Source organism: Pseudomonas fluorescens (assembly GCF_902497785.1).
GTDB lineage: Bacteria > Pseudomonadota > Gammaproteobacteria > Pseudomonadales > Pseudomonadaceae > Aquipseudomonas > Aquipseudomonas fluorescens_BO.
Genome location: NZ_CABVHK010000001.1, coordinates 1 through 13,239, shown reverse-complemented (window position 1 = coordinate 13,239; position 13,239 = coordinate 1). Strand labels below are relative to the sequence as shown.

Annotated in this window: 11 protein-coding genes and 4 tRNA genes; 2 read left to right on the top strand and 13 right to left on the bottom strand. The window is 59.9% G+C overall.

What is annotated here, in order from left to right; genetic code table 11:
- Nucleotides 1–40: 40 nt before the first annotated feature.
- The 4 genes from leuB to leuC all read right to left on the bottom strand — a co-directional run bounded on the left by leuB (nucleotide 41) and on the right by leuC (nucleotide 4,233).
- Complete coding sequence (leuB, locus tag F8N62_RS00075) at nucleotides 41–1,123, bottom strand: 3-isopropylmalate dehydrogenase (protein WP_150709162.1); 1,083 nt, start codon at nucleotides 1,121–1,123, stop codon at nucleotides 41–43.
- Between the two features lie 65 nt (nucleotides 1,124–1,188).
- Nucleotides 1,189–1,956 (bottom strand): class I SAM-dependent methyltransferase, encoded by a 768-nt coding sequence (locus F8N62_RS00070; protein ID WP_150709161.1) that lies wholly within the window; start codon nucleotides 1,954–1,956, stop codon nucleotides 1,189–1,191.
- 199 nt (nucleotides 1,957–2,155) lie between these two features.
- Nucleotides 2,156–2,800 (bottom strand): 3-isopropylmalate dehydratase small subunit, encoded by a 645-nt coding sequence (gene leuD / locus F8N62_RS00065; protein WP_150709160.1) that lies wholly within the window; start codon nucleotides 2,798–2,800, stop codon nucleotides 2,156–2,158.
- Between the two features lie 2 nt (nucleotides 2,801–2,802).
- Complete coding sequence (gene leuC / locus F8N62_RS00060; RefSeq protein ID WP_150709159.1) at nucleotides 2,803–4,233, bottom strand: 3-isopropylmalate dehydratase large subunit; 1,431 nt, start codon at nucleotides 4,231–4,233, stop codon at nucleotides 2,803–2,805.
- Between the two features lie 140 nt (nucleotides 4,234–4,373).
- On the opposite strand from leuC, the gene F8N62_RS00055 reads away from it, so the two are divergent.
- Together F8N62_RS00055 and F8N62_RS00050 are read left to right on the top strand one after the other, a co-directional pair.
- Entirely contained in the window at nucleotides 4,374–5,264 is an 891-nt protein-coding gene (locus tag F8N62_RS00055; RefSeq protein WP_150709158.1) for a LysR family transcriptional regulator, read from the top strand.
- Nucleotides 5,265–5,330: 66 nt separating this feature from the next.
- A complete protein-coding gene (locus F8N62_RS00050; protein ID WP_150709157.1) occupies nucleotides 5,331–8,609 on the top strand; it encodes a PAS domain S-box protein in 3,279 nt (1,092 codons plus the stop codon).
- A 169-nt stretch (nucleotides 8,610–8,778) separates the two neighbouring features.
- Here the strand turns inward: F8N62_RS00050 and F8N62_RS00045 are convergent, their stop codons facing one another.
- The 9 genes from F8N62_RS00045 to F8N62_RS00005 form a co-directional block, all read right to left on the bottom strand.
- Nucleotides 8,779–9,225 carry an Hsp20 family protein gene (locus F8N62_RS00045; protein WP_150709156.1) on the bottom strand — a complete coding sequence of 149 codons (447 nt, stop codon included), beginning with the start codon at nucleotides 9,223–9,225 and terminating at the stop codon, nucleotides 8,779–8,781.
- A 120-nt stretch (nucleotides 9,226–9,345) separates the two neighbouring features.
- Nucleotides 9,346–10,305, bottom strand: a complete 960-nt coding sequence (locus F8N62_RS00040) for a tRNA dihydrouridine synthase (protein WP_150709155.1) — start codon at nucleotides 10,303–10,305, stop codon at nucleotides 9,346–9,348.
- Nucleotides 10,306–10,478: 173 nt separating this feature from the next.
- Nucleotides 10,479–10,916 carry an acyl-CoA thioesterase gene (locus F8N62_RS00035; protein ID WP_150709154.1) on the bottom strand — a complete coding sequence of 146 codons (438 nt, stop codon included), beginning with the start codon at nucleotides 10,914–10,916 and terminating at the stop codon, nucleotides 10,479–10,481.
- A gap of 47 nt (nucleotides 10,917–10,963) precedes the next feature.
- A complete protein-coding gene (locus tag F8N62_RS00030) occupies nucleotides 10,964–11,797 on the bottom strand; it encodes an alpha/beta fold hydrolase (RefSeq protein WP_150709153.1) in 834 nt (277 codons plus the stop codon).
- Nucleotides 11,798–11,828: 31 nt separating this feature from the next.
- Nucleotides 11,829–12,368: a TetR/AcrR family transcriptional regulator gene (locus tag F8N62_RS00025; protein ID WP_008028313.1), complete on the bottom strand. Its 540-nt coding sequence runs from the start codon at nucleotides 12,366–12,368 to the stop codon at nucleotides 11,829–11,831.
- A 184-nt stretch (nucleotides 12,369–12,552) separates the two neighbouring features.
- Nucleotides 12,553–12,628, bottom strand: a tRNA-Glu gene (locus F8N62_RS00020).
- An 80-nt stretch (nucleotides 12,629–12,708) separates the two neighbouring features.
- A tRNA-Ala gene (locus tag F8N62_RS00015) sits at nucleotides 12,709–12,784 on the bottom strand.
- A gap of 52 nt (nucleotides 12,785–12,836) precedes the next feature.
- Nucleotides 12,837–12,912: transfer RNA gene (locus tag F8N62_RS00010), tRNA-Glu, on the bottom strand.
- A gap of 79 nt (nucleotides 12,913–12,991) precedes the next feature.
- Nucleotides 12,992–13,067: transfer RNA gene (locus F8N62_RS00005), tRNA-Ala, on the bottom strand.
- Nucleotides 13,068–13,239: the final 172 nt, after the last annotated feature.

Sequence of the window (13,239 nt, the reverse complement as noted above, 5' to 3'; positions counted from 1 at the left end):
CGCTGCTTTCGAAGTGGAAAGTGGCAGCGGGCCCGAGAGATTACAGATTCCGCAACGCGGCGACTACTGCGTCACCCATTTGCTGCGTACCGACTTTAGTGCAACCGGCCGACCAGATGTCGCCCGTGCGCAGCCCTTGATCCAATACCAGGCTCACGGCCTTCTCGATCGCATCCGCTGCGGACTGCTGATTGAAGCTGTAACGCAACATCATCGACACCGACAAAATGGTCGCCAGCGGGTTGGCAATGCCTTGGCCCGCGATGTCCGGCGCCGAACCGTGGCACGGCTCGTACATGCCTTTGTTGTGCGTATCGAGCGACGCCGACGGCAGCATGCCGATGGAACCGGTGAGCATCGACGCCTGGTCGGACAGGATGTCGCCAAACAGGTTGTCGGTGACGATCACGTCGAACTGCTTCGGCGCGCGCACCAGCTGCATGGCGGCGTTGTCGACGTACATGTGGCTCAGTTCGACTTCCGGGTAATCCTTGGCCACTTGCTCGACGATTTCACGCCACAACTGGCTGGACGCCAATACGTTGGCCTTGTCCACCGAGCACAGCTTCTTGCCACGCACCATGGCCATGTCGAAACCGACACGGGCGATGCGGCGGATTTCGCTCTCGCTGTAGGGCAGCGTGTCGTACGCCTGACGCTCGCCATTTTCCAGGGTGCGAGTGCCACGCGGCGCGCCGAAGTAGATACCACCGGTCAGTTCGCGAACGATCAGGATATCCAGGCCCGAAACGATTTCCGGTTTCAGGCTCGAAGCCTCGGCCAGTTGCGGGTACAGGATGGCCGGGCGCAGGTTGCCGAACAGGCCCAGTTGCGCACGGATTTTCAGCAGGCCGCGCTCAGGGCGGATGTCACGCTCGATGGTGTCCCATTTCGGGCCGCCCACAGCGCCCAGCAGAACCGCGTCGGCTGCGCGGGCACGCTCCAGGGTTTCGTCGGCCAGCGGCACGCCGTGCTTGTCGATGGCCGCGCCGCCGATCACGTCGTGGCTCAGCTCGAAGCCGAGGCTGTACTTGTCGTTGGCCAGTTCCAGCACCTTGACCGCTTCGGCCATGATTTCCGGGCCGATACCGTCACCCGGGAGAATCAGAATCTGCTTGCTCATGCTTTCCTCATGTCATCAGTCGGTGCGCCCGTGGGCGCACCCGGAAAAAGTCTATCGTTCGGCGCTTATCGTTCTGCCCATAGCACCAGCACATCAGTACTGAACGAACCATCGGCCTCAATTTCAAAATATTCGCGTACTTCGTTGCCCATCGACTGCTGCAACTCGCGGATCGCTGCGCGCATCACCGGCGGTGTGCGCATGCGTTCGACCCAACTGTTGTACTCCAGACGCAGGCGTTGACGGGTGGTGCTGCGAGTGTGCAGCCCCGCCTCGCTGACCTGACGCAACCACTCACCGGCAGAATAATCGCGCACATGGCTGGTGTCGCGCAGCACTTCGACGCTTTGCAGGTAAGTGTCGAACAGCGGGCTGCCCGGTGACAACACGTCAATGAACGCCGCCACACCACCCGGCTTGAGCACCCGACGCACTTCACGCAAGGCCTGGCCGAGATCGCTCCAATGGTGCGCCGAATAGCGGCTGAAGACGAAATCGAACTCGCCATCGGCGAACGGCAAGTGTTCGGCGGCACCGAGGACCGTGGACACGTTGCTCAAGCCACGATCGACGGCGGCAGCGGTCACCACGTCGAGCATTTGTGGTGACAGGTCGTACGCCACCACTTCCCTGACCAGCGAGGCGACGTGAAAACTCACATGTCCGGCGCCGCACCCCAAGTCCAGCACGCGTGCATCGCCCTGCCCGGCCAGCTCAGCCTGTAGCAGAGCAAATTCAGTGCCTTGAGCGTGGACAGCGCTGCTCAGGTAGGCCGCGGCCTGTTCACCGAATTGCTTCTGGACGACTTGGGTGTGTTGGGCGGTGCGGGTCATGGGAATTCCTTTTTGGGGTTGCCGTTTTCTCAAGATCAAAAGATCGCAGCCTTCGGCAGCTCCTACATGGAATGGCATGCACCTGTAGGAGCTGTTTTCTCAGGCAAAAGATCGCAGCCTTCGGCAGCTCCTACATGGAATGGCATGCACCTGTAGGAGCTGCCGAAGGCTGCGATCTTTTGAGGGTCACCTCAAATCATCAGGCATCACGAAACAACCAAGGCTGGCTAGCACGATGCTTGGCCTCAAACGTCGCAATCGCCTCATGGTCCTGCAAGGTCAGGCCGATGTCGTCCAGCCCGTTGAGCAGGCAATGCTTGCGAAACGCGTCAATCTCAAAGCTCAACACCTTGCCATCCGGACGGGTCACGGTCTGGGCTTGCAGATCGACCTGCAACTGATAGCCAGGATTCGCTTCGACCTGCTTGAACAACTCATCCACGTCAGCGTCACTGAGGATGATCGGCAGCAGGCCGTTCTTGAAGCTGTTGTTGAAGAAAATGTCGGCATAGCTCGGCGCAATGATGCTGCGGAAACCGTACTCTTCCAGCGCCCACGGCGCGTGTTCGCGGCTGGAACCGCAACCGAAGTTTTCCCGGGCGAGCAATACGCTGGCGCCTTGATAACGCTCGGCGTTGAGCACAAAGTCCTTGTTCAGCGGGCGCTTGGAGTTGTCCTGATACGGCTGCCCGACGTCCAGGTAACGCCATTCATCGAACAGGTTCGGGCCGAAACCCGTGCGCTTGATCGACTTCAGGAATTGCTTCGGAATGATCTGGTCGGTGTCGACGTTGGCACGATCCAGAGGCGCGACAAGGCCGGTGTGCTGGGTAAAAGCTCTCATGTTTACTGCGCTCCCTGAGTCAATTCACGGACGTCGATGAAACGCCCGTTCACCGCGGCGGCGGCGGCCATGGCCGGGCTCACCAGGTGAGTACGACCACCGGCGCCCTGCCGGCCTTCGAAGTTGCGGTTGGAGGTCGACGCGCAATGCTCGCCCGATTCCAAACGGTCCGGGTTCATCGCCAGGCACATCGAGCAACCCGGCTCACGCCATTCGAAACCGGCCTCGAGGAAAATCTTGTCCAGACCTTCGGATTCCGCCTGCGCCTTTACCAGGCCCGAGCCCGGCACCACGATGGCCTGCTTGATGGTCGACGCCACTTTGCGACCCTTGGCGATGACGGCGGCAGCGCGCAAATCTTCGATCCGCGAGTTGGTGCAGGAGCCGATGAACACACGGTCCAGTTGAATGTCGGTGATCGCCTGATTGGCAGTCAAACCCATGTACTTCAAGGCGCGCTCAATGGAACCGCGCTTGACCAGATCCATCTCCTGCGCAGGGTCCGGAACGTTCTGATCGACGGCCAGGACCATCTCAGGCGACGTGCCCCAGCTGACTTGCGGTTTGATCTGGGTGGCGTCGAGTTCGACGATGGTGTCGAATTTGGCATCTTCATCCGTTACCAGGTCTTTCCACGCTTCGACGGCCAGGTCCCATTCCGCGCCTTTCGGGGCGAATGGACGGCCCTTCACGTAGGCCACGGTTTTTTCATCCGCCGCCACCAGCCCCACGCGTGCGCCAGCCTCGATGGACATGTTGCAGATGGTCATGCGGCCTTCGACCGACAGATCGCGAATCGCGCTGCCGGCGAATTCGATGGCATGGCCGTTACCGCCGGCGGTGCCGATCTTGCCGATCACGGCGAGAACGATGTCCTTGGCGGTCACGCCGAACGGCAACTGGCCTTCGACCGACACCCGCATGTTCTTCATTTTCTTGGCGACCAGGCACTGAGTGGCAAGCACGTGCTCGACCTCGGAAGTGCCGATGCCGTGAGCCAGCGCGCCGAAAGCGCCGTGGGTCGAGGTGTGAGAATCACCACAGACCACGGTCATGCCCGGCAAGGTCGCGCCCTGCTCCGGGCCGATCACGTGAACGATGCCTTGACGCACGTCATTCATCTTGAATTCGACGATGCCATATTCGTCGCAGTTATCGTCGAGGGTCTGAACCTGCAAACGCGAGACCTGGTCGGCAATGGCTTCGATCCCGCCCTTGCGCTCCGGCGTGGTCGGTACGTTGTGGTCCGGGGTCGCGATGTTGGCATCGATGCGCCATGGCTTGCGCCCGGCAAGACGCAGGCCTTCGAAGGCTTGCGGCGAAGTCACTTCGTGAATGATGTGACGATCGATGTAAATCAGCGCAGAGCCATCGTCGCGCTGTTTAACCAAGTGCGAATCCCAGAGTTTGTCGTAGAGCGTTTTGCCGGCCATCAGACGGTTTCCTCATCAGCGTGTTTCTATGCCCTGGATCGTGAGAGACCCTTCGGCTTGTGAGGTCGATCCTAGGGGGTTACATTAAATAACTCAAATTCATATTTTTTATGCTTTGGATAACCAACTGGAATACATCAATGGACCTCGCCAACCTCAATGCCTTTATCGCTATTGCCGAGACGGGAAGCTTCTCCGGTGCCGGGGAACGGTTGCACCTGACGCAGCCGGCGATCAGCAAGCGCATTGCCGGGCTGGAACAACAGTTGAAGGTGCGCCTGTTTGATCGCCTCGGGCGCGAAGTCGGCCTGACCGAGGCCGGTCGCGCCCTGCTGCCGCGGGCCTACCAGATTCTCAATGTGCTGGACGACACCCGCCGCGCGCTGACCAACCTCACCGGCGAAGTGACCGGGCGGCTGACCCTGGCCACCAGTCACCACATCGGCCTGCACCGCTTGCCCCCTCTATTAAGGGAGTTCACTCGACGTTACCCACAAGTGGCGCTGGATATTCAGTTCCTCGATTCGGAAGTGGCCTACGAAGAAATCCTCCATGGCCGGGCGGAACTGGCGGTCATCACCCTGGCGCCCGAGCCCCACACCCTGGTCAAAGCCACACCGGTCTGGGACGACCCACTGGATTTCGTGGTTGCCCCGGAGCATTCACTGATCAGCAATGGACCGGTCACCCTCGCGGACATCGCCCTCCATCCAGCGGTATTTCCCGGCGGCAACACCTTTACTCACCACATCGTCCATCGGCTGTTCGAAGCACAAAACCTGGTGCCGAATATCGCCATGAGCACCAATTATCTGGAAACCATCAAGATGATGGTGTCGATCGGCCTGGCCTGGAGTGTGTTGCCGCGAACCATGCTCGATGATCAAGTGGCGCGCATACCTTTGCCGGGCATACAGCTCACTCGCCAGCTAGGCTATATCTTGCACACCGAACGGACGCTATCGAACGCAGCACGGGCCTTCATGGCTTTACTGGATGCGCAAATCGAACGGCCAGGGACTCAAGGCTAACGAGTGCTACTGCGATAGAGCCGCGAATGTCTGTGCCTAACACCCACATCAGCCCAAGGCTTGCCAATGCCGAAATCTGTTGACCGTATTCCGCCGATGCCACGTATTCAGGCGCTTGACCCGAAACGGTCCGAGCAGAGCTGGGAAAGCGCACCACAATTACTCGCCGCCCTTAACGGCGCGCGTTTGGGCGCCTGGTATTGGGACATCGAACGCGGGCAGATCAGCTGGTCGCGGGGTACGCAGGCACTGTTCGGTTTCGATCCCCACCAGCCGTTGCCGGCCGATCTGGAATACCTCGACCTGTTGCCGCCCGAAGACCGGGCCAAAACCATTCGCGCGTTCCACGCCGTGATTGCCGGCGCTCCCCTGGAACAGGCCATGCACCACCGCATTCGGTGGCCCGACGGCAGCCTGCACTGGCTGGAGATAAACGGCAGCCTGCTGCCGGACAAAGACGGGCGCCCGCGGATGATCGGGGTTATCCGCGAGATCACCCATCAACGCCAGCGCGAACAGGCACTGAGCAGCTCGGAAAAACGCTTCGCGACGTTGTTTCATCTATGCCCGAACATGGTCTTGCTGACCCGTCAGGAAGACGGCCTGATCACCGAAGCCAACCAGTATTTCGAAAGCCTGTTCGGCTGGCCGGTGCAAAATGCGATTGGCCGCACCACCCTCGAACTGGGTTTGTGGGTGCACCCGGAGCAACGGGAAAAACTGGTCAAGGCGACCAAGGCCAAAGGCGATCTGGTCAGCATGGAAGTGCAGTTTCGCGCGAGCAATGGCCAGGTCCATGACGGCATTCTCAGCGCGCAAAAAGTCGAGCTCGAGGGGCAGCCCTATCTGCTCAGCACCTTCCTCGACACCACGGAAAGCAAGGCCGCCGAACTCGCCCTGAAAGACAGCCAGGAGCGCCTCGACCTGGCCCTGGATTCGGCACAACTGGGCACTTGGGACTGGCACATTCCCAGCGGTATGCTCTATGGCTCGGCACGCGCCGCGCAGTTGCACGGGATGGAAGCGAAGCCCTTCCATGAATCGTTCGAAGAGTTTTTCGAAGGCGTGCCCGGCGAAGAACGCGACAGCATGCGCGACGCTTACCGCAGCCTGCGCGAAGGCCCGGCCGGCAACTATCAACTGACCTACCGCGTGCAGCTGGAGGACGGCACTTCCCGTTATCTGGAAAGCCGCGCCCGGCTCTATCGCGATGAAAACGGTGTGCCGCTGCGCATGGCGGGCACCTTGCTGGACATCACCGACCAGGTGGAACGCGAACAAAAACTGGTCGCCTCCGAAGAGAAATTTGCGACGCTGTTTCAAGTCAGTCCGGACCCGATTTGCGTCACCCGCCAGGACACCGGCCAGTTCATCGAAATCAATTCCAGTTTTACCCAGACCTTCGGCTGGAGTACCGCCGAAGTCATCGGCCGCACGGCTGACGAAATCGGCCTGTGGGACGCGACTGCAAAAAGCCTGCGCCGGATCGAACAGGTCATCCGCGAACAGGGCCTGAACAACGTCGCCATCCTCGTGCAGCACAAGGACGGCCAACCGCTGACCTGCGTGATTTCCAGTCGCCAGATCAACGTCGGCAATCAGCCGTGCATCGTCACCACCTTGCGCGACATCACCCAGCAGCAACGTTCCGAAGCGGCGCTCAAGGCCAGCGAAGAGAAGTTCGCCAAAGCCTTTCACTCCAGTCCCGACGCCATCACCATCACCGAGCGCGACACCGGGCGCTATCTGGAGGTTAACGATGGTTTCTGCCGCCTGACGGGTTATCGCGCCGACGAGGTGATCGGCCGCACGGTGTATCAAGTCGGCATCTGGGCGGAAGAGAAACAACGTTCAGCGTTGCTGGCCGAGCTACAGATCAAGGGTCGGGTGCATCACCAGGAAATGCTCGGTCGCAACAAGCGCGGCGAGTTGCTGACCGTCGAAGTCTCGGTGGAGCCCATCACCCTCAACGAAACCGCTTGCCTGCTGCTGACCGCGCGTGACGTCAGCCTGCTGAAAAACGCCGAAGCGCAGATCCGTCACCTGGCCTATCACGACCCGCTGACCAATCTGCCCAATCGCGCGCTGCTGATGGACCGCCTGAGCCAGCAGATCGCCCTGCTCAAACGCCACAACCTGCGCGGCGCCCTGATGTTTCTCGACCTCGACCACTTCAAGCACATCAATGATTCACTCGGCCACCCGGTGGGCGACACGGTGCTGAAAATCATCACTGCGCGCCTTGAAGCCAGTGTGCGCATGGAAGACACCGTGGCGCGGCTGGGCGGTGACGAATTTGTGGTGCTGCTCAGCGGCCTCGAGGGCTCGCGCAATGAAGTCAGTGACCAGGTCCGCGAACTGGCGGACACCTTGCGCGAACTGCTGTCCGAGCCGATGTTTCTCGACGGCCAGCGGTTGCAAGTGACCCCGAGTATCGGCATCGCGCTGATTCCCGATCACGGTTCGACCCCGACCGACCTGCTCAAGCGCGCCGATATCGCGCTGTATCGCGCCAAGGATTCGGGGCGCAACACCACGCAGATGTATCACAACACCATGCAGAAGGCCGCGAGCGAACGCCTGCGCATGGAAACCGATTTGCGCCTGGCGCTTTCCCGGGGCGAATTCGACGTGCATTACCAGCCTCAGGTGGACGCCCGCGACAATCGCATTGTCGGCGCCGAGGCGTTGGTGCGCTGGAACCACCCGGAGCTCGGTGCGCAATCACCCACTGAGTTCATCAAGGTTCTGGAAGATAGCGGCCTGATTCTTGAGGTCGGCACCTGGATTGTCGACGAAGCCTGCAATGCCTTCAAAACGTTGATTGCCGAGGGTCTGATCGATCCACTGAATTTCAGCCTGTGCGTGAACATCAGCCCACGGCAGTTTCGCCAGAACGACTTCGTCGAGCGCATCGAGCAGTGCCTCAGCAGTCACGGTCTGCCTTCCTCGCTGCTGAAACTGGAAATCACCGAAGGCATTGTCATCCAGAACCTGGAAGACACCATCAACAAGATGCACCGCCTGAAAAAACTCGGCGTGAGTTTCGCCATGGACGACTTCGGCACCGGTTACTCCTCGCTGACCTACTTAAAGCGCCTGCCGGTCGACACCCTGAAAATCGACCAGTCGTTCATCCGCGACGCCACCACCGACCCGAACGACGCCGAGATCATCCGCGCCATCGTCGCCATGGCCCGCAGCCTCGATTTGAAAGTCATCGCCGAAGGGGTGGAGACGCCGGAGCAGTTGGAGTTTTTGCAGGGGCTGGGTTGCCATTTTTATCAGGGGTATTTGCATAGCCAGCCATTGCCGGTGGAGTCCTTCCAGAAACTCTTGAAATAAGGGGGACGGCGTAAGAGCTGCCGAAGGCTGCGATCTTTTGATTTTGATTTTGATTTTGATTTTCAGTGACACAACTCGCTTAAAGATCAAAAGATCGCAGCCTTCGGCAGCTCCTACGGGTGACAGACGCAAAAAAGGGCGCCATTGGCGCCCTTTTTGTTGGTTTGCGTTAGTGCTGCAGTGCCGGTTTTTCCGCGCCGTTGATCGGAATGCGTTTGGCTTTCGCCTCTTCCGGAATCACCCGCAGCAGGTCGATGCTCAACAGACCGTTGCGCAGGTCGGCCGCCTTGATCTCGATGTGATCGGCCAGGCGGAACGACAGTTTGAACGCTCGCTGGGCGATGCCCTGGTGCAGGAAGGTCACGCCTTCAGTCCCATCGCGCTTGCCGCCACTGATGGTCAGCACACCCTTCTCGACTTGCAGGTCCAGGTCTTCTTCCTGAAAACCGGCCGCCGCCACGACGATGCGGTATTGATCATCACCGTGTTTTTCGACGTTGTAAGGTGGGTAAGTGCTGCCCGGCTCATTGCGCAGTGCGGTTTCAAACAGGTCGTTGAAACGGTCGAAGCCCACCGAGGAACGGAACAAGGGAGCCAGGGAAAATGCAGTGTTCATGGTTCAAATCTCCTGAAAAAAATCAGCAAGGTTTTTATCTCCGCGACCCGAATTCGGCATCGCGTAAACCCTAGATAAGGACCGCCAATTACTTTTCAAGAGCGTATTTGAAGATTTTTTTCAGGCCGCTTCAGCCACTGTCAGGCCCAGCAAACGCGAGACCTGATCCAGTTCGGTTTCGCGGCGCAGGACGGTAAACAGCTCGACCGCCTCCGGATAATTGCGGGTCAGCATCGCCAGCCACTGCTTCAGGCGACCCGGCGATTGGCGTGGGGTCATCTGCGCTTTGGCTTGCAGCCAGAAGTCCTGAATCAGCGGCAGCAGCTCGGCCCAGGTCATCTCGACCACCTCTTCACCCGCCCGCGCCGCGGCGATTTGCCGGGCCAGGTCCGGACGCGACACCAGTCCGCGACCGAGCATGATGTCTTCAACGCCGCTGATTTCGCGGCAACGACGCCAGTCTTCGACGCTCCAGATATCACCATTGGCGAACACCGGCACCTTGACCACGTCCTGCACCCGCGGAATCCATTCCCAATGCGCCGGCGGTTTGTAGCCGTCGGTTTTGGTCCGCGCATGCACCACAATGTGCGCCGCGCCGCCCTCGGCCAACGCCGTGGCGCAAACCAGCGAACCGTCGGGACTGTCGAAACCCAGGCGCATTTTGGCGGTGACCGGAATGTGCGCGGGAACCGCGCGACGGACATGTTCGACGATCTGGTTGAGCAGCTCGGGTTCCTTGAGCAGCACCGCACCGCCACGGGATTTGTTGACGGTCTTGGCCGGGCAACCGAAATTCAGGTCGATCACTTCGCTGCCGAGTTCGCAGGCCAGCGCTGCGTTTTCCGCCAGGCACACCGGGTCAGAACCCAAGAGCTGCACGCGCAACGGCACGCCGGACGCAGTGCGCGCGCCTGTCAGCAACTCAGGTCCGAACTTGTGGAAATAGGCAGGGGTGAGCAGCTGGTCGTTGATCCGGATGAACTCGGTCACGCACCAATCGATACCGCCCACACGGGTCAGCACGTCCCGCAGGATGTTGTCGACCAACCCCTCCATGGGCGCCAAAGCAATTTGCATGAAAAACACACTCGACGAAAAACGTGCGGCAGTTTACTGGATTGCGCCGTAAGAAAGGTAACCCCGTAGGAGCTGCCGAAGGCTGCGATCTTTTGATCTTGATCCTGCAATGACATACAGGCTTAAAGATCAAAAGATCGCAGCCTTCGGCAGCTCCTACGGGAAGAGAGATGTCAAATCGCTATTTGCAACGCCGGGCCATAGCCTTCGATAAACTCTGCCGGCATGCGCTTGGGCTTGCCCGTGGACAATTCGATGCAAACAAAGGTGGTTTGCGCCCGCAGCAACGTGGTGTTGTCGCTCGGGCGCTTGAGCTGGAAGTGCCGGGTCATTTTGAGCCGCTGGTCCCAGTCGACGATCCAGGTCGCCAATTGCAACTCATCGCCTTCATAGGCCGCGGCCAGGTAATCGATCTCGTGCCGCACCACCGCCATCGCCCGATCCAGCCGCCGGTACTCGACCAGATCCAGGCCCAGGCGCTGGGAGTGGCGCCACGCGCAGCGTTCGAGCCAGGTGACGTAGACCGCGTTGTTCGCGTGGCCCAGCCCGTCGATGTCTTCGGCGCCCACTTCCAGATCAATGATAAACGGCGTTGCCCGATCCCAGCCCATGCCCACTCCCGGTCAGATTGTTTCGACCGGGGCAGTGTAACGGATGCTCAGGCCGATTGGCGCGATTGCAGGCTGCGGCCGGCCAGCAGTGATAACACGCTATCAATTACCCGAGGGTCCGCCAGCACGCGCTGGTGACCGCCCTCCTCCAGACGCAGCAACCGGCTGTCGAACCAGGCTTCGTGGATCAGTGAAGATTCCTTGACCGAGACAAACCGATCATCCTCGGCATGAACGATCAGGCCCGGCATGTCGAGTTGATAGTGCGCGACATCAAGTGTCGCCGCGCGCATGCCAACGTCTTGTTCAACCTGACGAATAAACGCCGAGCGGGCTTTTGGCGGCAGTCGAACGTAGCGGGCGAAACCGCGCAAAACCCCGAGAATCCGCGCCGGCGCGGCGATCGTCACCAGGGTTTCAGTGCGCAGGCCCAGTTGTACGGCAAGCATGGCACTGGCGCCGCCCATGGAGTGACCGATGACGGCTTGCAGCGGCGGCAACTCCGCCGCGGCCTCCAGCATGGCTCGGGCGAACAGCACGACGTTCGCTTCGCTACCGGGCGAGCGACCATGCGCCGGGCCGTCCAGGGCGACCACGGTGTAACCGGCATCCACCAGCGCCGTGATCAGGCTGGCAAATTGCGTCGGCCGGCCTTCCCAGCCGTGCATCAGTAACACTGCCGGGCCTTGTCCCCAGCGCAGCGCCGAGAGGCCAAAGCGCAAAGTGATGCGTTCGGATTTCGCCAATAACGGCAATTCCCAATCACGCGGCGGCAGATCCCGCGGCGTCATGAACGCCAGTCGCATTTTGCTTGCGACCAGTTTCGGTGCAAACCAGCCCAAGGTGCCATTAACGCCACGAACCCACTTCAACGTGCTCATCGCTCTCACTCCTCAGGCCACTGCCTTCAGGTCATAGCACCGCCGATTTGGCGGCGCGCAGCAATCGATCGGACAACTCTCCCGGCCCCAGCGCCCGTGCCAGAGCCAGACCACCGACCATCAAGGCCATATCGGCCAAGGCTTTGTCGGTGTCTTCCGGGCTGGCCGCCAACTGCGCGACCATCATTTCCACATGCTCATTCAACGCCACACGAAACGCGTCCGGCAGACGCCCCAACTCGCCGACCGAGGCCGGAATCGGGCAGGCCGACTCAGAAGAATCCCGGTGTTTGCGTGACAGGTAGAACGCGGCGACCAACGCGCGACGCTCCTCGCCGGTCAATTCGGCGTCCATGTCGGCGATCAAGCCACGGCGGTGACCGAGCAGTTGCTTGAACGCTTCCAGCATCATTGCGTCCTTGCTTTCGAAGTGTGCGTAGAAGCCGCCGACCGTCAGGCCAGCCGCGCCCATCACTTCGCCCACACTCGGCTCGGCCGGGCCGCGCTGAATCAGCGCTGCGCTCGCGGCCTTGAGGATGCGTTCGCGGGTTTGAGCTTTTTTATCGTTCATCGTTGCCTCCGAATATTACGACTAGAATATTATTCTCATAATAATTTTCCGCAAGTCGTGAATGTGACCGCTGGTCTGAAGTGCAGTGTGAGAGAAAATGAGGGATTTGGCCAAATGCCAGACAAACAAAAGGGCCATTCAATAATTGAATGACCCTTATAAAATCCCGCAGAGCGGGTAATCGTGGCGTCCCCTAGGGGACTCGAACCCCTGTTACCGCCGTGAAAGGGCGGTGTCCTAGGCCACTAGACGAAGGGGACGCAAAACCTTCTATACAACTGATCAGCGCTGAGAGCTGATCGATTCAAGGCCGGTGTGGCCAGACCTTGAACTGTAAAATTGGTGGAGCTAAACGGGATCGAACCGTTGACCTCCTGCATGCCATGCAGGCGCTCTCCCAGCTGAGCTATAGCCCCGATTTATCGCCTGGCGGCGGAGCAGCATCTTGCAACACTGCTTCTGTAAAACTGGCGTCCCCTAGGGGACTCGAACCCCTGTTACCGCCGTGAAAGGGCGGTGTCCTAGGCCACTAGACGAAGGGGACGCAAACCCTTCTATACAACAGATCAGCACTGAGTGTTGATCGCTTCAAGGCCGGTGTGGCCAGACCTTGAAGTGTAAATTGGTGGAGCTAGACGGGATCGAACCGTCGACCTCTTGCATGCCATGCAAGCGCTCTCCCAGCTGAGCTATAGCCCCTCATCGCTGAGGACGGGGCGAATCTTAATGGCGCATCGGAAACGTGTCAAATTTATTTTTAACTATTTCCAAAGTTTTTTGCCGACATAACAATCACTTACCGCCCTCCCCCGTAAATTCGGGCCATTAGGCGAAGAACGCAGGCCCCGTAGGAGCTGGCGAAGCCTGCGAT

What these genes read in the sequence shown, in the direction of transcription:
- leuC (WP_150709159.1), bottom strand. Translation starts at nt 4,233, where the DNA reads ATGGCCGGCAAAACGCTCTACGACAAACTCTGGGATTCGCACTTGGTT.
- leuB (WP_150709162.1), bottom strand. Translation starts at nt 1,123, where the DNA reads ATGAGCAAGCAGATTCTGATTCTCCCGGGTGACGGTATCGGCCCGGAA.
- F8N62_RS00055 (WP_150709158.1), top strand. Translation starts at nt 4,374, where the DNA reads ATGGACCTCGCCAACCTCAATGCCTTTATCGCTATTGCCGAGACGGGA.
- F8N62_RS00035 (WP_150709154.1), bottom strand. Translation starts at nt 10,916, where the DNA reads ATGGGCTGGGATCGGGCAACGCCGTTTATCATTGATCTGGAAGTGGGC.
- leuD (WP_150709160.1), bottom strand. Translation starts at nt 2,800, where the DNA reads ATGAGAGCTTTTACCCAGCACACCGGCCTTGTCGCGCCTCTGGATCGT.
- F8N62_RS00050 (WP_150709157.1), top strand. Translation starts at nt 5,331, where the DNA reads ATGCCGAAATCTGTTGACCGTATTCCGCCGATGCCACGTATTCAGGCG.
- F8N62_RS00025 (WP_008028313.1), bottom strand. Translation starts at nt 12,368, where the DNA reads ATGAACGATAAAAAAGCTCAAACCCGCGAACGCATCCTCAAGGCCGCG.
- F8N62_RS00045 (WP_150709156.1), bottom strand. Translation starts at nt 9,225, where the DNA reads ATGAACACTGCATTTTCCCTGGCTCCCTTGTTCCGTTCCTCGGTGGGC.
- F8N62_RS00040 (WP_150709155.1), bottom strand. Translation starts at nt 10,305, where the DNA reads ATGCAAATTGCTTTGGCGCCCATGGAGGGGTTGGTCGACAACATCCTG.
- F8N62_RS00030 (WP_150709153.1), bottom strand. Translation starts at nt 11,797, where the DNA reads ATGAGCACGTTGAAGTGGGTTCGTGGCGTTAATGGCACCTTGGGCTGG.
- F8N62_RS00070 (WP_150709161.1), bottom strand. Translation starts at nt 1,956, where the DNA reads ATGACCCGCACCGCCCAACACACCCAAGTCGTCCAGAAGCAATTCGGT.